We start from the raw sequence: 18,960 nt of genomic DNA on the forward strand, positions 1-18,960 counted from the left end.
TTCGGTCGCCAGACAGAATTAAACCGGAACTTTTTTCAACATTTCGATGCCGATTTTACCCTGTGCGATTTCGCGCAATGCAACAACTGTTGGCTTATCTTTTGCTTCGACTTTTGGTGTATGACCTTGCAGCAATTGGCGTGCGCGGTAGGTGGCGCACAATGTCAATTGGAAGCGGTTAGGAATTTGCTTCAATGCGTCTTCAATAGTAATACGTGCCATAGTTTTTCCTAAAAATACAAATGATGTCGTGATGTAATTGGTTTAGTCTGGATTGGCGTGAATGCCAAGCTGGGCAAACAGATCGATATTTCGCGTTGCCTGTTGTGCAAATCTGCAGCGTGTCGCTTTGATAATAGAGTTCAATTCGGACAGCGCAGTTGCAAAGTCTTGATTAATAATAACATATTCGAACTCCGGAGAGTGCGCCATTTCACCGCCAGCCGCCAAAATTCGACGAGTAATCACATGAGGTTCGTCCTGGCCGCGTTTTTTGAGTCTTTCTTCCAGCGCAGGAATCGATGGTGGCAAGATAAAAATGCCAACAGCACCAGGGAATTGCTTTCTGACCTGTTGAGCACCCTGCCAGTCGATTTCCAGTAGGACGTCGGTACCGGCATGCATTTGTTTTTCGATCAGAATGCGAGAGGTGCCATAGTAATTGCCGTGTACTTCAGCCGATTCCAGGAATTCGCCTTGAGCTTTGCGTTCAAGGAAATCTTCGGCGCTGGTGAAGTGATATTCACGTCCATCCTGTTCGCCCGGCCTTGGGGCGCGAGTCGTGTAGGAGATGGAGAGTTTAATCGCTGGCTCTTGTGCAAGCAGGGCGTTGACCAGTGTTGATTTGCCAGCACCGGAGGGCGCGGCGACAATAAACAGGCTGCCAGCCGTAGAAGTATTTGGAAGCATCATTGATCCTTGGGTCAATTCAATCATCAGTCATCGGTAAAAAGCAGAGGGAAGTACTTGTGTTCCAATATATATCAGTTGTAAAACGTGTACTTGATGCCTTTGCTTATTCCAGGTTTTGTACCTGTTCACGGATTTGCTCAATTAATAATTTCAATTCCATCGAGGCATCAGCCAATTCTTTAATGGCTGCTTTGGAACCTAGGGTATTGGCCTCGCGGTTTAATTCCTGCATCATAAAATCCAGTCTTTTACCCACTTGCCCACCTTTTTTCAGTATGTGCCTGGTTTCAGTTAGATGTGCGGCGAGCCGTGCAAGCTCCTCCGCGACATCAACCCGAATGCCGTAGACAGTTACTTCTTGCCGAATTCTGTCTATTGCTTCTTCGCGCGAAATAGTCTGCGTGTGCGTGCCGGGTGTCGCATTGACTAGCCCCAGTGCTTCCTCCAGTTTGGTAATTGCCTTTTGCTGGAATTGCTGCACCGCTTGCGGCATCATCGGCGTGATTCTGGCAACAATCTCCTCCATCGCAGAAATCCGGTTCAGCAATACCTCGCAAAGTGCCGCGCCTTCACGTTCTCGACTGACGATGAACGCCTCTAGCGTGGCATTGATGGTGCTGGAAATAATGCCCTGTAAATGTTCGGCATTGACTTCTGCCTCTTCGATGACACCGGGCCAACGCAGGAGTTCATTGGTAGTCAGTGGAGCCGCATCGGGAAAGGTGCTGCGCAAGCTTGCCTGAAATTGCGCCAACTGATTCAACAGTGGCAGATTGAGGGCTTTGGTATCACTATCGGCATTTTTTTTACCGAAGCTGAATCGGCATTCGACTTTGCCTCGGGCGAGTCGGCGGGAAATGGCGTCTCTGAATAAGGATTCTATTGACCGGAAATCATCATTAATTCTGAACTGAAGATCCAGAAAGCGTGAATTGACACTTTTTATTTCTATTGTCATCGTGCCTGCATCAGTTTCCTGAGTGCTGCTGGCGTAGCCAGTCATGCTGTAAATGCTCAAAATACTTCCTTCAAATGTTTTGCTGCGAAGATGTCTGTTGGAGTCTGGCTGGGCTGGCGAGATAGAAAATTAATTCCTTTCCATCATGATATTCTTTACAAATACCTTATTTATCAACACAATCGCTTCTGTATAACGCGATTGGATAATAGATGGCCGCACAAAATAATGCCCCTTTGCCAGATGGCCTGGAAATAGCCGGATACCGTATTGTAAAGAAAATTGCTTCCGGTGGCTTTAGTATCGTGTACCTTGCCTCCGATGAGGATGGCAACGCTGTTGCCATTAAGGAATATTTGCCTAGTTCCCTGGCGTTGCGACAGCAGGGCGAACTGGTACCAGCAATTTCTAATGAAAATCTGCCTATTTATCGCATAGGATTGAAATGCTTCTTTGAGGAAGGCAGGGCGCTTGCGCGTATCTCTCATCCGAATGTCGTCAGCGTGGTGAATTTTTTTAGGGCGAATGAAACCGTTTACATGGTGATGGCCTACGAATCTGGTCGCTCACTGCAAGAACATATTTTGCGCCGCCGTGATAAGGGTGATAAACCTTTAGTGTCTGAGCGCTTTATCCGGCGCATGTTTAATCAGGTGATGAACGGTTTGCGGGAAGTACATACCAATAAGCTGTTGCATCTTGATCTGAAGCCCGCAAATATCTATCTGCGCCTCGATGGAACGCCTATTTTGCTGGACTTCGGCGCTGCGAGGCAGACATTAAAAACTGATTTGCCTAAGTTATATCCTATGTACACTCCGGGTTTTGCTGCGCCGGAGTTGTATCAAAAAAATGGTAATCTGGGCCCTTGGACAGATATTTACAGTATCGGCGCGTCCATTTTTGCTTGCATGGTGGGGGCGCCGCCGCAGCCATCAGACCAGCGCAGAAGTAGCGATAAGATGGAAGGGCATTATCGGAAGCTGGAAGGCTTGTATTCGACTGAGTTGATTGAGGTGGTACGGTGGTGTCTGAAAATGGATCCGTTGGAGCGACCACAGAGCGTGTTTGCCCTCCAAAAGGCGCTCGCGGTCAAAGCTGAGCCACAAAGAGAGTTAAGTTTTTTTGAAAAAATTTCTCATAAAATTTCTGCACTGTTTGCCGACAAAAAAAAGAAACGTCCAGAAAGTGAACACACCACAATACAGGAAAGTACATTAAATTAAGTATCGTTTAAGTATCATTTAAGTAGCGTATTACTTGAGTACTGTTTTTGATGCGGTTAAATCTATAGCGAACTACTGGGTTAAAAAAGCCATCAGATACCGTACTTTACTTTAGTGCCGATTGTGTAATTTTTTTGCAGTTTTGTATCATTATTTTGGCTTGTCCAGATTATCTATTCGTTTATGCGTTTTTCCGTCTATCAAGAAAGTCATATCGGTGGCCGCAAGGTCAATCAGGATCGCATGGGCTACAGCTTTACGCGTGACTCGATCTTATTGCTTTTGGCTGATGGAATGGGGGGGCATATCCTTGGGGAAATGGCAGCTGCCATAGCGATGCAGACCATTGGTAATTTGTTTCAGCAGCAGGCGCATCCGATGATAGGTCGCCCTGAACGTTTTATGGAAGATAGTTTTCTGGCTGCGCATCAGGAAATTCATCGTTATCGCATCATTAATAACTTACCCGAAACTCCCCGGACAACGATTGTTGCCTGCCTTATCCAAAACGGATATGCATATTGGGCGCATTGTGGCGATTCCCGCCTTTACTGGATTCGTCAAGGCCATATTTTATTGCGGACCAAAGACCATTCTCGTTTAGAAACCCTGATTGCTCAGGGTAAAGTGGATCCTGCAGAAAGGCACACTCATCCAGACCGTAACAAGCTCTTTAATTGTCTGGGCGCGCCTAATGCGCCTATTGTTGAATTGTCTCGTCGTGCGGCCCTGCAGCCTGGCGACCTGATTTTATTGTGCTCAGATGGTTTATGGTCGGTTTTGCCAGATCATATGCTGGCACAACGTCTGCATGAGCACACCATCGTGCGTGCGGTGCCTGAGTTAATCCGTTCTGCCGTTGATATTGCTGGCAAACAAAGTGATAACGTCACCGCGCTCGCAATGATGTGGGAAGGCGATGAGCGGCTTGAAGATGCCACCGTGATTTCCACAAATACATTACCGATAGGTTCAGTGACGACAACAATTCAGGCGCCGCTGGATGCGACTGATGTTGACAGCAATGATCATGACGTCTTTAACGACGCTGAAATAGAGAAGGCGATTGCAGAAATACGCAACGCCATTCACAAATCCTCCCGTATTACTACAAAAAATTAAATCATGATGTCTCATACTATTCGCCCTGGCGGGCGCGCAGCGGATGCTTTGCGTCCCGTTGTTATCAGTCGCCATTACACTAAACATGCTGAAGGATCGGTATTGATTGAATTTGGCGATACCAAAGTTATTTGTACGGCCAGTATCGAAGAAAAAGTCCCGGGTTTTCTCAAAGGAAAAGGTCAGGGCTGGATGACTGCAGAATACGGCATGCTGCCGCGTTCAACGCATAGCCGTATGGATAGAGAAGCTGCCAAGGGAAAACAATCAGGTCGCACGCAGGAAATTCAACGCCTGATTGGACGCTCTTTGAGGGCTGCTTTTGATCTTGAAGCCTTTGGTGAGCGTACATTGCATATTGATTGCGATGTGATTCAGGCAGATGGGGGTACTCGCACGGCTTCTATTACTGGTGCGATGGTTGCAGCGCATGATGCCTTCAGTCGCCTCGTGAATGCCGGTTTGATTTCACAGATTCCACTGAAGCATTTTGTCGCAGCCATCTCCGTTGGTGTATATCAGGGGGTGCCGGTATTAGATCTTGATTATCCGGAAGACTCTGCTTGCGATACTGACATGAATGTCGTAATGACAGAAACTGGTCATTTCGTTGAAGTGCAGGGGACTGCTGAAGGCGAGGCATTTGATCGTCAGACCATGAATCAATTACTGGATCTGGCCGCTGATGGTATCGCTGACCTGATTGCTTTGCAAAAGCAGGTACTTGGTCTTGCTATTGCTTAAACGGAGTTTTGGTCTATGACGCGCAAAATTGTTCTCGCTTCCAATAATCAGGGAAAGCTGAAAGAGTTTTTTCAGATATTGGCACCGCTTGATATCGAGCTGGTGGCTCAATCTGCATTCAACATTCCAGACGCAGAAGAACCTTACCCGAGTTTTGTTGAAAATGCGTTGACTAAAGCACGACATGCTTCGCGCTTAACGGGGTTGCCTGCGCTGGCGGACGATTCTGGTATTTGTGTCAATGCGCTGGGCGGCGCGCCGGGCGTATTGTCTGCACGCTATGCAGGTGCGCCCAAATCGGATCTCCGTAACAATCAGAAACTGGTTGCTGATCTCGCTGGTTATGCGGATAAATCCGCTTATTACTACTGCGTACTGGTGTATGTTCGCTCCGAACATGATCCGCAGCCTGTGATTGCGGATGGTATTTGGTCTGGTGAAATACTGGATACGCCGCGTGGCGAAAATGGCTTTGGCTATGATCCGCATTTCTGGATTGCCTCTGCGGGTAAAACTGTTGCGGAACTGTCGTCAGAGCAAAAAAATCAATTATCTCATCGTGGGCAGGCGTTAAAGGTTTTAGTGGAAAAACTAAAATGATACCAATTAAACCTGTCTCAACGCTGGCGCCTGGTGTGCCTAAAAGTACTATCGACTTGACGCACATACCTTTAGATGTTGCTTCTAAATACCTTGCCCCAGGTAGTTTGTCCTTCAGTGCGCTCCCGCCGCTTTCTTTGTATATTCATTTCCCCTGGTGCGTCAGAAAATGCCCTTATTGTGATTTTAATTCGCATGAAGTGAAGGGGAGTTTCGATGAAAATACTTATCTGTCGGCGTTACGGGCAGACCTGGAGTCTTCGCTGCCTTTAGTCTGGGGACGCAAGATTCATACAGTATTTATTGGCGGTGGCACGCCAAGTTTGATGTCAGCGGCAGGCTTGGATCGTTTGCTGTCAGACATTCGAACTTTGTTGCCAATAGACAGTGATGCTGAAATTACGATGGAATCTAATCCGGGGACTTTTGAAACAGACAAGTTCCGCTCTTATCGACAAAGCGGCGTCAATCGCCTGTCGATTGGTATTCAGAGTTTTCATTCTGGTCACTTGTCATCGCTTGGTCGCATTCACGACGGCGACGAAGCCAGACGCGCGGTAGAAATTGCGCAAGCGCACTTTGATAACTTCAATCTTGATCTGATGTTTGCCTTGCCGGGACAGACACTCGATGAGGTTCATCAGGATGTCGATGCGGCACTTGCCTTTGCGCCTCCACATTTATCTCTTTACCACCTGACGCTTGAACCTAATACCTATTTTGCTAAATATCCACCAGTCATTCCAGATGATGACCTGAGTGCAGAAATGCAAGATGTGATTCATGCACGCATGTCAGACGCTGGATACTTCAATTACGAGGTATCTGCCTACGCAAAACCGGGAAAACAGGCAAAACATAATCTGAATTATTGGAACTTTGGTGACTATCTGGGTATCGGTGCCGGGGCACATTCCAAACTGACTTTTCCGCATCGCATTGTTCGTCAGGCCAGATATAAGCAACCTCAAACATTTATGGAGGCAAGCCTGAAGGGCAATGCCGTACAAGAGGCTGCTGAGATTGAGGTAGCCGATCTCGGTTTTGAATTCATGCTCAATACGTTAAGGCTGCATCAGGGGTTTTCCGTTAACCTGTTTCAGGAAAGAACGAGCCTGCTGCTGAACTCCATAGAAAAAGAATTGCTGGAAGCTGAGAGTAAAGGTCTACTGTCAAGAGATCACCAACGTATTGCACCTACACCTTTAGGCCGACGTTTTTTGAATGATTTACAGCAGCTATTTTTGAAAGAGTGAAATAGCCGCATGACCGCGCCGCGCTTCACTGTACAAGACATAGCAGGTAATTACGCCGTCATCATTTGAGTGCTAGTATCGCTGTATTCTGCGATACACAGTGAATAACAATAGGTTGAGTAAAAATAGTTATGGTTCAAACACAAGGATTTGCGACCCTCTTGCCAGTAATGAACGACAAGCAGCAATTAGTCGGTCTATTACCGGACTTCGAAGACTTACCGATTGTTGATGTGCTCAATATTATTCAGGCTTGGAAAGGTTTGGATTTTTTTGAAAAACTACCTGATCTGACGCTGTTGCTTCCTGTCGATGACCCTGCTTCGTTGCCGAATGATATCGATAGCCGTTTTCAAGGTTCGCGCATGATGTTATGTGTTCCTGAATCCGCTTGTGCGGATAAAGAAGTGCAGTTGAAGTTAAAGCATTTCGTTTCGCGTGGGATAGGTGTGTTGGTCGATGAGTTGGCCATGAACAAAGACCTGGTCTGGCCAGAGACCAAACAATTTTCTGTGAACTGTTCCAAAGGGGTTCCGGTAGCGGCCAGACTGTGGTTGTTGCGACTCAATGGTGGAACACATCTGGCAAAGAATATTGCTGATGCTAATACCTTGGCGCAGTCGATGGATGCGGGATTCAAATTATTCTGTGGTGACTACGCTTTTCATCCGCCGCAAAAAAATAAAACTGCGGATGGATCAGCCAGAACACGACTCCTCAAATTACTTGGCCTCGTTGCACGTGATGCGGAATCTCGTGAGCTGGAAGAATTATTCAGGCAGGATGCTTCGCTCTCCTTTATGTTGTTTAAGTTAGTCAGTTCTGCAGCTTTTGCACAAACGGTCAGAGTCAGTAGTTTTGGTCAGGCGATCAACTTATTGGGACGCAGACAGTTGCAGCGTTGGTTGCAATTACTCTTGTATGCGCGTAACCAAAATACTGGAATTGGCTTGAATCCTTTGATGCCGCGAGCTGCATTCCGAGCCAGCCTGATGGAGGCACTCTGTCACCACCACGGTGCATCAAAGGATGCATTGGATTGTGCATTTATGGTCGGTATGTTTTCTTTGCTGGATAAATTGTTTGGCAGTTCGCTGGAAGAAGTATTGCAACCACTAAATTTGCAAGAAGATGTTCTTGATGCGTTGCTGCATAGAACCGGTGAGTTGGGGCAATTTCTGAATCTGGTTGAATGCGCAGACAGAAAAAACACGGATAACATTGCAAATATGGCGGCTACCTTGCAAATTGATCGTGATATTTACTATGGCAGCCTTATCAAAGCCTATGGCTGGGTGAATCAGGTTTGCCGGGATATGTGATGACAAGAGCATCTTCTGTGATTGACGATTGGGATCTGGGCGCCACCCTGGGAGAGGCCGTATTGTCCTTGCAGGGGGACGCATTGGACGAAGAACTTAATCGGATTGTCCGTCTTGTATTCGATGATTATGCGGCTTCTTATTCTCATATACGACCGGATACTTACCCAGAGACGGATGCACGATGGCAGCATGTGTCCGCAGAAAATTTTTACGTCATCTCCGGTAAAAATGGCCAGTATAACGAAGCAGATCTGCAAAAATTAAATGTGCTCGCGGGATTAACTGCTCGCCTCTTTGCGACTCGCGCCCGTCTGGATAAGGTGCAGCAGGAATCTGCTCGTGCACAATTACGACAAAACCAAATACTTGAGCAAATCCATGAATCTGTCATTACGATGGATTTGGCTGGCTTTATTTTGAGTTGGAATCGTGGTGCAGAAAAAATGTTCGGTTACTCTTCGCAAGAAGTGATCGGGAAAAATATTCTGTTTTTGTACGATGATGAAGATGCCGAAGCCTCAGGATTATTTGATGCATTTCTGGAACATGGTGGACGTGAAATGGAAGTGCTGCGTCGAAAAAAATCCGGAGAAGTATTTTGGGCGAGTCTTAGTCTTTCTTCGTTATGCGATCAGGATGGACAGGCGGTGGGTATCATCGGTTACCTGAGTGATATCACACAACGTAAAGAGGCCGAGAAAAAAATTAACCGCCTTGCTTACTATGATTCGCTCACCTCTCTGCCGAATCGTAGCTTGTTCAAACAATTGGTTGATAACGCACTTTTGCAATCGCAGCGCAGTAATAGCGTAGGCGCATTGCTGTTCGTTGATTTGAATCGTTTCAAGCCAATCAACGATACGCTGGGGCATCATATTGGCGATTTGTTATTAGTACAGGTAGCAGAAAAATTTCGTCTGGCATTACGGGAGAACGATATTGTTTCCCGCCTTGGGAGCGACGAATTTGCGATTGCTCTACTCGATATTAATCAACATTATCATGCCATTTTAGTTGTGCAGAAATTGCTGGCAGTCATGGATGGATTATTTTTAGTCGAGGGACATGAGTTGCGTTTAGGTGCCAGCATCGGCATCAGTATTTTCCCGCAAGACGGGCAAGATGCTGATACCTTGTTGCAAAAAGCTGATATCGCGATGTACAAAGCAAAGCGTAGTAACGACAGCGCTGCCGGAAGCTATGTTTTTTATAATCAAAACATGAACCAGAGTGTGGCTGGCCGCCTCTATCTTGAGTCTGGCATGCGAAGGGCGCTTGATCAGCAAGAGTTTTTTGTCTTATATCAACCCAAAGTGGACATTCTCAGTGGGAAAATGATTGGTGTGGAAGCACTGTTGCGCTGGAATCACCCTGATAAAGGGATTGTTCCACCAAGTGAATTCATTCCTGTTGCGGAAGAAACCGGCCTGATTTTGCGCCTGGATGCGTGGGTACTTGAAACGGCCTGCCAGCAAGCTCACATCTGGCAAATGCAAAATGTAACCCCGTTCAGAATTGCAGTGAATGTCTCTGCCAGGGAGTTTACGGCTAATTTCCCGGAGCGGATCAAAGCGGTGCTCAGTAAATACCAGATATCGCCAGCATGGCTGGAGGTTGAAATTACAGAAAGCATGCTAATGCATAGCGCGGAGAGCGTTATTGCGATCATGGAAGAAATTACCAATCAGGGCGTTTCTCTGGCATTGGACGATTTTGGCACTGGTTACTCCAGTCTTTCCTATCTCAAGCGTTTTCCCATTGAAACTTTGAAGATTGATCGTTCATTTATCATGGGAACGCCTAATGATCATAATGATAATGCTATTACAAAAGCCATCATCATGATGGCAAAACAATTGAAATTGAAAGTGATTGCTGAGGGCGTTGAGACCATTCAACAGCTTGAATTCTTGCGTGAGGCCGGATGTGATGAGGTTCAAGGATACTTTTTTTCAAAACCAATTGCCCCCGAATTAATTTTGCCTCTGTTAAACAAGGATTTTCAATCACAATCATAAGGATGGTATTGCTGTTGTTGGCCTTGCAGGTTATAATTTAAAGCTTGGAAGCTTGGCAGAGCGGTTGAATGCACCAGTCTTGAAAACTGGCGAGGTGTTAAAGCCTCCGTGAGTTCGAATCTCACAGCTTCCGCCAACGAATACGAAAAAGCCCTTGATAATCAAGGGCTTTTTTATTTTCGGCATTTATTATTGACCGGCCGCCAAGCGTTCAAAATACGCAAATTGGACTGAGTTGCGGAGACGATCTCCGCAACCCCTGTATTTATCGGGTCGGTTTGACCTCCTCACCGATACGGCGATACACTTTTTCTGTGATCTGTTTGTCATTATGTCCAAGCAATTTGCTGGCATCGTGCAAACTCGCGATTTCGCTGGCTGCTTTTGATCGGATATCCCTAAATTGAAACTTCTCAATTTTGCCAGCAAGGTGTTCATTTCCATCAAGCCTGGTTTTTTCCGCTGCAGACGACCTGGCCTTCTCAAAACGCAAGCGCAAGGTCCATTTGTTCAACGGCTGATCCTGTTTCGTAGTAACGATATAAGATTTGTTAATGCGGTGGGGCCGAGCAAGAATCTGATCGAGTGCAAGGCCAAGCTCCGAACGCACACCATTGATATCAAGCATGATTCTCAAGAATTTCTTGGTTTTGCCTTGTTTGACATGCAGTGCACCGTCGTAGATATCAGACTCCAGCATGCGCAGCACGTCGCTTGGTCGTTGACCAGTTAAATAGGCCATATCCATCGCATCACGCAACTCGAAAGGGGCGAGGGCATATACAGCCTCCCATACATCCTTTGAAGCGTAAAAATCCCTGGGCTCCTCCTTATTCTTGCGCACTCCACGGCAAGGGTTTTCTTGTACGGTATATCCCCATTCTCGTGCAATGTTGAAAATATGCGACAACAACGCCAATTCCCTGTTTGCGCGGACCTTCGCCGTTCTCACATCTCTATAAGCGGCAATCATCTGCGGCGTAATAGCGTCAATAGGCGCAGAGTCAAATACTTTACGCAACTGCCGTATTGAGTCGACATTATCTTTCTGAGTGCTTCGCGCCTTATCCGGTAAGATAAATCGCTCATAGCGGTCAAAAATATGACACATCAGACCAGTTTCAACCGGCGCAGCAACACACTCCAGTTCAGCCCATTTTCGTTTAGCCTCGTTCAAGTCCTTACCCAAAGGAATTTCCAAACGCTTACCAACTTCATCGCGCCCGTTGTAGTAATAACTTGTCCACAGCTTGCCACTCTTCAGCCTTTTAGATCGTTTAAGCATTTTTGGCGGTAAATCGCGTGAAGTGGTTTTCGGTCTCATAGCAAGAGTCAAGGTAATTTAGAAAAATCAGGCACCCAAGGCGCTGTTGGTGCAAAGCTGGCCGGATTCACGCCGGCCAGCTTCAAGCGTGCGTACAAACGGCCGACCACAGGCTCGCCGTTACGCTTCAAGTGATACACCCAGCCATTGTTCACCAGCCAGGTCACCTGATCATGCTTACGCGGACACCCCGTTAACGACGCCAGCTCCTCCGTCGACAAAGTCTCAGATTCCACCTTCGTCTCAAAAATAGAAGACATTGCCCCACCTATCGGCTCAATAAAACACAATCATTCAGCGCACCCGCAAGCTTAGACACCGCCTTACCAAGCACCCCCACGTCCACCGGTGCGAACAACGCATGACAATACTGCGCTGCCGCGTCAGAACTGACTAATACAGCCAAAGCCCGCGCCTCATCCTCAGTCAAATACGCAATTAGCTTAATCGTCCTCATGAGACTCCCAACGACTCCGCCACCACACCGGCCACCACCTCCACATCCACGCCCAACATCGAAGCCGCCTCACGCAACCTGACAGCATCCTCCTTGCCAGGAGCAAACGTCACCGCATACGCCTGCAAAATCCGATGTTTAGGCACAATCATGCCGCCCCCTCATCACACAAAATTGCCTTAATGTCAGAGATCGGCAACGTCGTCAGTTCATGCAAGCGAATCACAAAAGAAGCGCCAACAGGCAGGCGGCCGTTGCGAAGCTTACTAATCACTGGCGGCGCGACCTCCAGCGCCCGCGCCAAAGCAGCATCGTTTTTCAGACCGGCCATTTCACGCGCTCTATCCAGTAAGACACTGCTTTGGACAGGATTGATTTTGATTTCGTGGAATTTTTTCATGCTGCACCTTTCATTAGATTGACTGACACACCGCATACGCCAAAACGGTCATATGCATCGTTAAATACTGCTGCTGATTCTGTAGCGATCGCAAAGTAGTGATACTCCGCCGTCGCCGTTCTTACCGTGACGCGAAAAAACATAACGACAATCCTTTCATGGCCTATTTTTCGCGCTGGAAAACCCAGCACTTAACAGAAGAAGAGGGCGTGGCCAAAGGCGATTGAACACCGCGCAACGCGCTGTTAATCACCTTGTTTGCCTCGATAAACTTGCGCCGTGTGCTGGTCTTCAGCACTTTTTTAAGGTCGCGCAGAGGTGGCACCTGCTGACGTTTCTCAGTGGCCACCTGTAAAAAATGATTCAAATTGACAGCGATCAGACCAGGATCGCGAGAATGATTCAGCACAGACAAATCACCGTTGTCCAGATAGTCAAAAGCCTCCCAAAATTCCTGCACCAATACATGATCGTTATTAATCACCTGCTGACGCTCCTCCGCCATCGTCACAATCTGCTTCTTAAGCTCAAGCAACTGCATATCAGACAGCTTCACCACCAACGCTAAAGCATCCGCCAGCGACAACATCTGCGCATGCGTCTCCACCAGACGCGGCATCTTGATATTCTTGTTTTGGCGCAGCTCTTTAAGATAAATAGGCGTGTTTGTACCTACCAGTTCCATAACGGCTTTCTCGCGCTTGGTAGCTGCCAAAATGAAGCCTGAAACCTGTTCAACAGACATATATTTCAGCTTGTCTGCCGCTTCGCCAGACGCGGCCGTCTGCGTAGAGCGGTCAAAATACAAATGCACAATGCGCGACAATATCGCCTCAGATGCATTCACCGGGTTGTTTTGAGATATCACGATAGACCCACGAAAAGGCGGCTCGTAAGTCTCATTGCCACCTGTCGCCATACCCCTGGCGCGCGTGCTGCGGCCGTTATAGGCTGTCTTCAGCTCATCCCAATCAAAGGACTTCACATGGCTTTTTTCATCGCCCATGCGTTCGCGGTCAGATTCAATCAGCACCACAGGCAAGCCAGATACCTGACTAAAGTTACGTGCACGGGCGGCCAGGCTTGATTTGCTGGGATCGAAACCTTCATAGCCATTGCGGCCAAACAGCTTCCAAAGAAATTCAATCAGCGTCGATTTACCAGCCCCAGCTTCGCCCACCACCTCAAGGAAAGGGTAAGACGATTGCTTAGACCTGATCTGCTCCGCAAACAAAGAACCAAACCAAAAGGTGAGGGCGACCAGACCCTTGGCACCAAAAGCCGTCCAAATCAATTCCAGCCAGTCAGTCCGGTAATCATTGCGGTCGCGGTTGATCGTCAGATGTACAGATTTATTCAAAGACTTGATCGACAGCTTGCCGATATCAAAGAAATCCTCGCCGTTCACCTCATTCAATACACCGTCTTTCATTGCCACGTCACCCAGCACATAACAGCCATGCTCAAGGCTGTAACCGATGTAATCGATAGTATCCACGCGCTTGATGTTGTAAAGCTGGTCCCCAAGAATACGGTCAAGCTGCTGGCTGCTGCCGCTAAACATCGCACCCGCACCCATCCCCAGCAAACGCTTCTTAAACTCCGCAGAACTCGCGATCTGCGCTGCCGTAAACGTATTCTTTACCGGCTTGCCATCATGCGGAAATGACACCCGAAAGTAATACCAGCTCTCATTCGTGACCAGGTTCTCCTGAAAATACAACGCGCGCGGCAAACAATTCGCTATCTCATACACCGTGCTCGATGTCACCAGCGCCTGATCGCGCAAGGCATACTCAGATAATCTCTGCGCGTCCTCACTCCTATCCTGATGCTCCCGAGCCTTGTTGTACCTCTCCAGATCCAGCTTGAACCAAAATAAACGGTTCCCAAAATCAAAATAAAACTCCGTCTGACCACCATCATGCTTATAGATCAGCAACGCCTTCTCCGTTGACGTCCGTGCCAGCAACAAATCACCGTGATAGCGATACTCCTCAATGTCCGCATCCGACAACAAACCGCGCTGATGCGCATCGTTCCAATCCAGCTTACTTTTACCCTTTTGTGGAATCTGCGCCGCCACACACTCCCAGCCCGCCACCTTCGCCTTCGCAACATGCTTCTTCGTAAAACTTCGCCCCGCAGCATCCCCATCCAGCGCCCATACCAGCGTGCAATCCTGATTGCCACGCGAGGCTGCATAAAGACGCAAAGCCTCCTCTGGATAGTTATTGCAACTGCCCAACGCCACCGCCGCAATACCGTGATGCATCAACGCCAGCGCATCAAAAATTCCCTCCACCAGCCACAACGCATCCACGTTCTGAATCACCACCGCATCAGGCTTCCACCACAGACCGTAATACTTCGTCCCATACTGAAAATGCGCCTTCTTCTTACCAAAACGGTACGGCTGATCGATCAGTCGTTCCCAATACCCATTCGCAAACGGAAACCGCACCGTCGCACTGCCAATCTTCAATTCCTGGTCAAAGTAATACTCCTGCGTATACATCCCCTGCACCCGCGCCAGATCAAAACCACGGCCATGCTGCATATACGCGTCCGCCGCAATATGCGGATTCTTATTCTCCGGCGTCGGCTTAAAGCGATCCGACCAATGATCAAACAAATCCGGATACAACTCCTTCACATGAAACGTCTCACCGCAATTATTCAAGCGACCACAACGCAACACCCAGGGATGATCCGCATTCGTGTACAACTCTTTCTTCCTACACGCAGGGCACTCGCCCCCACGCAACATCCCGCTCGTCTCCGGCTTAAACTTAAATTCCGCCAGACGCTGCGAAATCTCGTGATGAAGTGATGAATCCATAATCAACTATTCAAAATCGCCAGCAGCCCGGCGCTTAAAATCAGGCACAGAGGCCTTTGGTGAGAGAGGAGAGGGCACAGGCCGCCCCCACAAATGCGCTGGCACACGACCACGCCAGCAATGCGCTATCGCTGCCAACGTCGCCAAAATCAAAGGCGAAGCACACTCAAGTGGTATCGAAATACGAAGCGCACGATGCACTCGCTCTAACTCTTCTTTGCTGACAGTTGGAATCGGCATCATTCATTTCCGTTACGTTGTGATGAAAATGATTTCGCTTGTTTCTGACGCTCACGATATTCACGTTGACGCTGCGCACCTGATTTCGAGTCAGGACTACGAGGTCGACCTCTGCGCGGCTGACGAAATAGGTCGACGGTGAACTTATCTTCTGCTTGTTTCATCACCATTCCCCCGCCATACCACCTAAGTCGTGTATCACTTCACCAATTAAACTTTGGCAATACAAACGACTCATATCAGGCCCACTTCGAAGTGACGCAATCAACCGGTGTATTTCCCTCGCCAACACAAAACGCGATGCAAACGTCAAACCCATGATCAACTCCTAAAACGACAGGCAAAAAAAGCCCCTCATGCCTGAAAACAGGCATGTTTTAATGACAAACTAATGATGAATTCAACGGGCTAGATCAACCCGCAGTAAGCCCAAATAAGCTCAAGCCACCTGCAAATTCAGCGACAACTGATTGAGTGCAGAGGCTCTGGCATGTTGTGAGATAGGTATCTTCACCGCGTAGTTGGGTTGGGCAGACAAAGACAATGTGCGTAGCACTTCCAATCCCGCCACGAAGACATGACCACACTCTTCGTTCTGGCAGCGATACGTAATTTCCTTGAGCATTGGCGACATCGTCCGACTTTTAATTGCCCTCACGCTCTGCTCACAATGGGGGCAAGGCAGTCCGATCACTCTCATTTTCAGTCCTTCCAACAAATTCCAGCAGCATGACAACGATTTTTGTTGTGTGACGTTAGTAGACATAGCAGAACACATGATGTCTGTATGTCTGATGTCACTGACGCTCATCCTCAAACTGCTTGAGGCCACGCAAATACATAGAACGCATGAATGAAGAACGGGAGCGGTCTTGAGACGCAGCATATTCATTTGCCACGTCAAGCTCTTCCGGAGATAAAGCTATCGGTGTACGAATAGCATTTTTAATACGAGGTGCGCGATTGCTCGGTGCTTGTGGTGTCTTTAACATAAGGTATCATTATGTAACGTTAGCGGTAACGCAATAATAGTGAAGAATAATTCATATGTCAAATGAAATTAGTGAAGTTTTGTTCGGTGTCGGTGCGAGGCTTGCCGAAGAACGTGCACGATTAGGTTATTCCCAGAATGCGTTAGCAACTCTTCTCGCCAAAACTTCACGCACTCAAATTAAATATGAGTCTGGGGAAACCAATCCAGATACAACTTACTTGTTTAACCTGAACAAATTAGGCGCAGACATCTACTACATAGTCACAGGAACCAAATCGACCAATAGCATTAGTAAGGACGAGCAAGAAGTTATCGATGGTTATCGTGCTCTTGATTTGAGAGGAAAAGCAGGTGTTCTTGCCCTGATCAGTGGAATGATCGCCCCTGTATCAAATGTAAGTATGAAAGGCAAAGTCGGTCAGCAAATCATCGGTGACATCACCGGATCAAATACGGTCAACATGTCCAGCAATACATTAAAGAAGTAAACACCGATAACAGCCAAACAAATCTAATAGAAGCGAGTGTCGGTCAAGCAGTACTGGGGCACGTCAATGAAGCACCAAGACTCACCACAGTCATGCACATCAATATTGGCTCAGAAACCGAACCAACAAAGCTACAAATCCAGGCAGAGGGCGAAAGAACAGACGTCACCGTCACCGCCCCCCTGGCGATACATAACACCATTTGCAGCAAAAAAATAGAAACAGATTGCGCCCAATGTCAGGCAAGAGCGCAAAAACAAAGCGGGCTAAAAAAGAACGCAATAGGTTTTGTAATGTTTGCGTCACTAGCCTTCTGCGCAGTCATGGCGGCGACCGTGCTGCCTGCATCAACCAAACGACAAGAGGAAGACAAGACGCAGGAACATTGCTACAACGACGGCAATCAATATTCAGTCGGCAGTATCGAAAAAATGAAAAACGACGAATATAGGGAGTGCGTGCGTTTCTCTGAAAATGAAGTGAGTTGGGGCGCGATTCGTCGCGATAAGTCTCGCTAATTTTTTATGCGATGGAGAATTGCAATTGTGATTTGGATTTAGAAAATTTAATTTAATTTAATTTGTTTTATTTTTTTCCAAATACCTAGAGTTTAAATAACGTTGAAGGTTGCTTAAAATGACAATTTTTTCGTTTCAAATTAGAAATTATAAGTGTTTTTTTGATACTGGTGAGATTACATTAAGCCCGCCCTTTAACATCATCGTAGGGGCAAATGATTCGGGCTAGAGCGCATTGGTAGCGGCGCTGAGTTTGTTTACTTCGTATGAGGAGTTAGTTCCCTCAATTGCAACTAATCTCGGCTTACGCAAACCGCGTTCGGTCAGAAATCTATTTGGCATTTTTTTTCAGAAACGATGCATAAAAACGCGCGAACTCCATCAAGTTCTTAGACGATCGAGGAACGCCGATGCAAACTGCAGTAGTGAAAGCGAGTGAGTTCTTCATTCCCAATAATTTTAAAAAAGCACATTTTTACTGTGTCATCGAGGTATTTTCAAACGACGACGTAGATGCACTTCAATCGAACTAGCGAGCGCAGGTAAATCGTCTCTACGTTGGCACAAATATTCTTAAATTCAAAAATAGGTAAATGTAATGCAAGGGAACATAATCGAATATCGTGATGAACTCCAAAGTGGACTCATTCGCGGCGCTGATGGCAATAGATATCAATTTGGTATTAATGACTGCAAATCAGTCATCAAACCTCGAACAGGCGCAGAAGTTGATTTTGAAACGCAGGATAACAAAGCAATAGAAATTTACGTTTTAACAAAAGATATAGCCAGTGATGTTAAAGATGCTGCCTCGACTGCGGCGATTGCAACGTCGTCAACTGTTAGGGCAATAATTCGCAAGATTAAAATAATTTTACCGCGATTAATTGCAATCGTTGTTCTAGGTGGTATCGGGGTTTATGTGTTTGGTGTTGTAGTGCCTGAGGCAAGAAAAGAGGCTTTAAGAAAAGAACAGTTAGAAACTGCGCAACGTGAAAACGAGCGAATCAATAGTTTATTAATAGATGCGAACGCTAAGTGCAAAGCTAAAGATTACGACAATGCAATCTTAAAATATGAAGAGGTTGTAAATTCTAGTTCTAGCAGTTGTGAACTAACATACCCATATTTTTGCTTGCCTCGCGGTACGTATCCAATGTCTGAGTGTTTTATTGAAATGAAAAAACCTCTAAAAGCATTGAGTCTCATTGGAAGTCCAACAGATCATCTCGATAATGGCCAACAGACTTACGGTCCTCCAATTGCAAAGGTCCATCGCTACATTATTGCAGCACGCGCATACAGTTTATTGAAAGAGAATGATATTGCAAATTTCTATGCTAAAGCAGCTTGTAATAATGGAGATTGTTCACTGGTGGAGAAATAGAGAAAGTGAAACGAACTAGGATCAAAAAAATCTAACCTATCACGCTAGTGGTCGTGTACTTCTACAGGTCTTGTATCGGTTTCATCTTGCCCCTTCCTCGTTTCCATTTCCAATTGCGTAGTAAACCCCTGCGCGATGACGCTATGCGT

General features: G+C 46.9%; 24 protein-coding genes and 1 tRNA gene. 11 read left to right on the plus strand and 14 right to left on the minus strand.

What is annotated here, in order from left to right; genetic code table 11:
- Window positions 1–18: 18 nt before the first annotated feature.
- From rpoZ to ACO0LB_RS06080, 3 genes are all read right to left on the minus strand, one after another.
- Window positions 19–222 (minus strand): DNA-directed RNA polymerase subunit omega, encoded by a 204-nt coding sequence (gene rpoZ / locus ACO0LB_RS06070; protein WP_423047505.1) that lies wholly within the window; start codon window positions 220–222, stop codon window positions 19–21.
- A gap of 42 nt (window positions 223–264) precedes the next feature.
- A complete protein-coding gene (gmk, locus tag ACO0LB_RS06075) occupies window positions 265–909 on the minus strand; it encodes a guanylate kinase (protein WP_423047680.1) in 645 nt (214 codons plus the stop codon).
- Window positions 910–1,015: 106 nt separating this feature from the next.
- Complete coding sequence (locus ACO0LB_RS06080; protein WP_423047507.1) at window positions 1,016–1,930, minus strand: YicC/YloC family endoribonuclease; 915 nt, start codon at window positions 1,928–1,930, stop codon at window positions 1,016–1,018.
- A 152-nt stretch (window positions 1,931–2,082) separates the two neighbouring features.
- On the opposite strand from ACO0LB_RS06080, the gene ACO0LB_RS06085 reads away from it, so the two are divergent.
- The 8 genes from ACO0LB_RS06085 to ACO0LB_RS06120 all read left to right on the plus strand — a co-directional run bounded on the left by ACO0LB_RS06085 (window position 2,083) and on the right by ACO0LB_RS06120 (window position 10,297).
- Complete coding sequence (locus ACO0LB_RS06085; protein ID WP_423047509.1) at window positions 2,083–3,096, plus strand: serine/threonine protein kinase; 1,014 nt, start codon at window positions 2,083–2,085, stop codon at window positions 3,094–3,096.
- Window positions 3,097–3,279: 183 nt separating this feature from the next.
- Window positions 3,280–4,218: a PP2C family protein-serine/threonine phosphatase gene (locus ACO0LB_RS06090; RefSeq protein ID WP_423047511.1), complete on the plus strand. Its 939-nt coding sequence runs from the start codon at window positions 3,280–3,282 to the stop codon at window positions 4,216–4,218.
- 6 nt (window positions 4,219–4,224) lie between these two features.
- Complete coding sequence (rph, locus tag ACO0LB_RS06095; RefSeq protein ID WP_423047682.1) at window positions 4,225–4,962, plus strand: ribonuclease PH; 738 nt, start codon at window positions 4,225–4,227, stop codon at window positions 4,960–4,962.
- A 15-nt stretch (window positions 4,963–4,977) separates the two neighbouring features.
- Complete coding sequence (rdgB, locus tag ACO0LB_RS06100) at window positions 4,978–5,562, plus strand: RdgB/HAM1 family non-canonical purine NTP pyrophosphatase (protein ID WP_423047512.1); 585 nt, start codon at window positions 4,978–4,980, stop codon at window positions 5,560–5,562.
- Entirely contained in the window at window positions 5,559–6,818 is a 1,260-nt protein-coding gene (gene hemW, locus ACO0LB_RS06105) for a radical SAM family heme chaperone HemW (RefSeq protein WP_423047514.1), read from the plus strand. The genes rdgB and hemW overlap by 4 nt, the downstream gene beginning before the upstream one ends.
- A 131-nt stretch (window positions 6,819–6,949) precedes the next feature.
- Window positions 6,950–8,140 carry an EAL and HDOD domain-containing protein gene (locus ACO0LB_RS06110; protein WP_423047516.1) on the plus strand — a complete coding sequence of 397 codons (1,191 nt, stop codon included), beginning with the start codon at window positions 6,950–6,952 and terminating at the stop codon, window positions 8,138–8,140.
- Window positions 8,140–10,161, plus strand: a complete 2,022-nt coding sequence (locus ACO0LB_RS06115) for a putative bifunctional diguanylate cyclase/phosphodiesterase (protein ID WP_423047518.1) — start codon at window positions 8,140–8,142, stop codon at window positions 10,159–10,161. The genes ACO0LB_RS06110 and ACO0LB_RS06115 overlap by 1 nt, the downstream gene beginning before the upstream one ends.
- A 46-nt stretch (window positions 10,162–10,207) precedes the next feature.
- Window positions 10,208–10,297 (plus strand) — tRNA-Ser (locus ACO0LB_RS06120).
- A 129-nt stretch (window positions 10,298–10,426) separates the two neighbouring features.
- Here the strand turns inward: ACO0LB_RS06120 and ACO0LB_RS06125 are convergent.
- The 11 genes from ACO0LB_RS06125 to ACO0LB_RS06175 all read right to left on the minus strand — a co-directional run bounded on the left by ACO0LB_RS06125 (window position 10,427) and on the right by ACO0LB_RS06175 (window position 16,416).
- Entirely contained in the window at window positions 10,427–11,485 is a 1,059-nt protein-coding gene (locus tag ACO0LB_RS06125; RefSeq protein WP_423047520.1) for a tyrosine-type recombinase/integrase, read from the minus strand.
- Between the two features lie 8 nt (window positions 11,486–11,493).
- Window positions 11,494–11,745 (minus strand): DUF4224 domain-containing protein, encoded by a 252-nt coding sequence (locus tag ACO0LB_RS06130; protein ID WP_423047522.1) that lies wholly within the window; start codon window positions 11,743–11,745, stop codon window positions 11,494–11,496.
- An 8-nt stretch (window positions 11,746–11,753) separates the two neighbouring features.
- Window positions 11,754–11,942, minus strand: a complete 189-nt coding sequence (locus ACO0LB_RS06135) for a hypothetical protein (protein WP_423047524.1) — start codon at window positions 11,940–11,942, stop codon at window positions 11,754–11,756.
- Complete coding sequence (locus ACO0LB_RS06140) at window positions 11,939–12,094, minus strand: hypothetical protein (RefSeq protein ID WP_423047526.1); 156 nt, start codon at window positions 12,092–12,094, stop codon at window positions 11,939–11,941. Before ACO0LB_RS06140 ends, ACO0LB_RS06135 begins: the two co-directional genes overlap by 4 nt.
- Complete coding sequence (locus ACO0LB_RS06145; RefSeq protein ID WP_423047528.1) at window positions 12,091–12,342, minus strand: hypothetical protein; 252 nt, start codon at window positions 12,340–12,342, stop codon at window positions 12,091–12,093. Before ACO0LB_RS06145 ends, ACO0LB_RS06140 begins: the two co-directional genes overlap by 4 nt.
- Window positions 12,339–12,485 (minus strand): hypothetical protein, encoded by a 147-nt coding sequence (locus ACO0LB_RS06150; protein WP_423047530.1) that lies wholly within the window; start codon window positions 12,483–12,485, stop codon window positions 12,339–12,341. Before ACO0LB_RS06150 ends, ACO0LB_RS06145 begins: the two co-directional genes overlap by 4 nt.
- A gap of 20 nt (window positions 12,486–12,505) precedes the next feature.
- On the minus strand, window positions 12,506–15,184 hold the full coding sequence (locus tag ACO0LB_RS06155) for a toprim domain-containing protein (protein WP_423047532.1): 2,679 nt from the start codon (window positions 15,182–15,184) through the stop codon (window positions 12,506–12,508).
- 6 nt (window positions 15,185–15,190) lie between these two features.
- A complete protein-coding gene (locus ACO0LB_RS06160) occupies window positions 15,191–15,427 on the minus strand; it encodes a hypothetical protein (protein WP_423047534.1) in 237 nt (78 codons plus the stop codon).
- Window positions 15,424–15,588 (minus strand): hypothetical protein, encoded by a 165-nt coding sequence (locus ACO0LB_RS06165; RefSeq protein WP_423047536.1) that lies wholly within the window; start codon window positions 15,586–15,588, stop codon window positions 15,424–15,426. Before ACO0LB_RS06165 ends, ACO0LB_RS06160 begins: the two co-directional genes overlap by 4 nt.
- Window positions 15,589–15,863: 275 nt before the next feature.
- On the minus strand, window positions 15,864–16,190 hold the full coding sequence (locus ACO0LB_RS06170; RefSeq protein WP_423047538.1) for an ogr/Delta-like zinc finger family protein: 327 nt from the start codon (window positions 16,188–16,190) through the stop codon (window positions 15,864–15,866).
- 31 nt (window positions 16,191–16,221) lie between these two features.
- A complete protein-coding gene (locus ACO0LB_RS06175) occupies window positions 16,222–16,416 on the minus strand; it encodes a hypothetical protein (RefSeq protein WP_423047540.1) in 195 nt (64 codons plus the stop codon).
- 55 nt (window positions 16,417–16,471) lie between these two features.
- On the opposite strand from ACO0LB_RS06175, the gene ACO0LB_RS06180 reads away from it, so the two are divergent.
- The 3 genes from ACO0LB_RS06180 (at window position 16,472) to ACO0LB_RS06190 (ending at window position 18,811) form a co-directional block, all read left to right on the plus strand.
- Window positions 16,472–16,906, plus strand: coding sequence for a helix-turn-helix domain-containing protein (locus ACO0LB_RS06180; RefSeq protein ID WP_423047542.1), 435 nt, complete (start codon window positions 16,472–16,474; stop codon window positions 16,904–16,906).
- A gap of 92 nt (window positions 16,907–16,998) precedes the next feature.
- Complete coding sequence (locus tag ACO0LB_RS06185; RefSeq protein ID WP_423047544.1) at window positions 16,999–17,424, plus strand: hypothetical protein; 426 nt, start codon at window positions 16,999–17,001, stop codon at window positions 17,422–17,424.
- A 598-nt stretch (window positions 17,425–18,022) separates the two neighbouring features.
- A complete protein-coding gene (locus ACO0LB_RS06190) occupies window positions 18,023–18,811 on the plus strand; it encodes a hypothetical protein (protein WP_423047546.1) in 789 nt (262 codons plus the stop codon).
- The last annotated feature ends 149 nt before the right edge of the window (window positions 18,812–18,960 follow it).

This window comes from Undibacterium sp. SXout7W (assembly GCF_049339385.1).
Lineage (GTDB): Bacteria > Pseudomonadota > Gammaproteobacteria > Burkholderiales > Burkholderiaceae_D > Undibacterium.

Bases quoted from the DNA above. Each gene is read 5' to 3' on its own strand.
- rpoZ (WP_423047505.1), bottom strand. From the start codon at position 222: ATGGCACGTATTACTATTGAAGACGCATTGAAGCAAATTCCTAACCGC.
- gmk (WP_423047680.1), bottom strand. From the start codon at position 909: ATGCTTCCAAATACTTCTACGGCTGGCAGCCTGTTTATTGTCGCCGCG.
- ACO0LB_RS06085 (WP_423047509.1), top strand. From the start codon at position 2,083: ATGGCCGCACAAAATAATGCCCCTTTGCCAGATGGCCTGGAAATAGCC.
- ACO0LB_RS06090 (WP_423047511.1), top strand. From the start codon at position 3,280: ATGCGTTTTTCCGTCTATCAAGAAAGTCATATCGGTGGCCGCAAGGTC.
- rph (WP_423047682.1), top strand. From the start codon at position 4,225: ATGTCTCATACTATTCGCCCTGGCGGGCGCGCAGCGGATGCTTTGCGT.
- rdgB (WP_423047512.1), top strand. From the start codon at position 4,978: ATGACGCGCAAAATTGTTCTCGCTTCCAATAATCAGGGAAAGCTGAAA.
- hemW (WP_423047514.1), top strand. From the start codon at position 5,559: ATGATACCAATTAAACCTGTCTCAACGCTGGCGCCTGGTGTGCCTAAA.
- ACO0LB_RS06110 (WP_423047516.1), top strand. From the start codon at position 6,950: ATGGTTCAAACACAAGGATTTGCGACCCTCTTGCCAGTAATGAACGAC.
- ACO0LB_RS06115 (WP_423047518.1), top strand. From the start codon at position 8,140: ATGACAAGAGCATCTTCTGTGATTGACGATTGGGATCTGGGCGCCACC.
- ACO0LB_RS06125 (WP_423047520.1), bottom strand. From the start codon at position 11,485: ATGAGACCGAAAACCACTTCACGCGATTTACCGCCAAAAATGCTTAAA.
- ACO0LB_RS06130 (WP_423047522.1), bottom strand. From the start codon at position 11,745: ATGTCTTCTATTTTTGAGACGAAGGTGGAATCTGAGACTTTGTCGACG.
- ACO0LB_RS06135 (WP_423047524.1), bottom strand. From the start codon at position 11,942: ATGAGGACGATTAAGCTAATTGCGTATTTGACTGAGGATGAGGCGCGG.
- ACO0LB_RS06140 (WP_423047526.1), bottom strand. From the start codon at position 12,094: ATGATTGTGCCTAAACATCGGATTTTGCAGGCGTATGCGGTGACGTTT.
- ACO0LB_RS06145 (WP_423047528.1), bottom strand. From the start codon at position 12,342: ATGAAAAAATTCCACGAAATCAAAATCAATCCTGTCCAAAGCAGTGTC.
- ACO0LB_RS06150 (WP_423047530.1), bottom strand. From the start codon at position 12,485: ATGTTTTTTCGCGTCACGGTAAGAACGGCGACGGCGGAGTATCACTAC.
- ACO0LB_RS06155 (WP_423047532.1), bottom strand. From the start codon at position 15,184: ATGGATTCATCACTTCATCACGAGATTTCGCAGCGTCTGGCGGAATTT.
- ACO0LB_RS06160 (WP_423047534.1), bottom strand. From the start codon at position 15,427: ATGATGCCGATTCCAACTGTCAGCAAAGAAGAGTTAGAGCGAGTGCAT.
- ACO0LB_RS06165 (WP_423047536.1), bottom strand. From the start codon at position 15,588: ATGAAACAAGCAGAAGATAAGTTCACCGTCGACCTATTTCGTCAGCCG.
- ACO0LB_RS06170 (WP_423047538.1), bottom strand. From the start codon at position 16,190: ATGTCTACTAACGTCACACAACAAAAATCGTTGTCATGCTGCTGGAAT.
- ACO0LB_RS06175 (WP_423047540.1), bottom strand. From the start codon at position 16,416: ATGTTAAAGACACCACAAGCACCGAGCAATCGCGCACCTCGTATTAAA.
- ACO0LB_RS06180 (WP_423047542.1), top strand. From the start codon at position 16,472: ATGTCAAATGAAATTAGTGAAGTTTTGTTCGGTGTCGGTGCGAGGCTT.
- ACO0LB_RS06185 (WP_423047544.1), top strand. From the start codon at position 16,999: ATGCACATCAATATTGGCTCAGAAACCGAACCAACAAAGCTACAAATC.
- ACO0LB_RS06190 (WP_423047546.1), top strand. From the start codon at position 18,023: ATGCAAGGGAACATAATCGAATATCGTGATGAACTCCAAAGTGGACTC.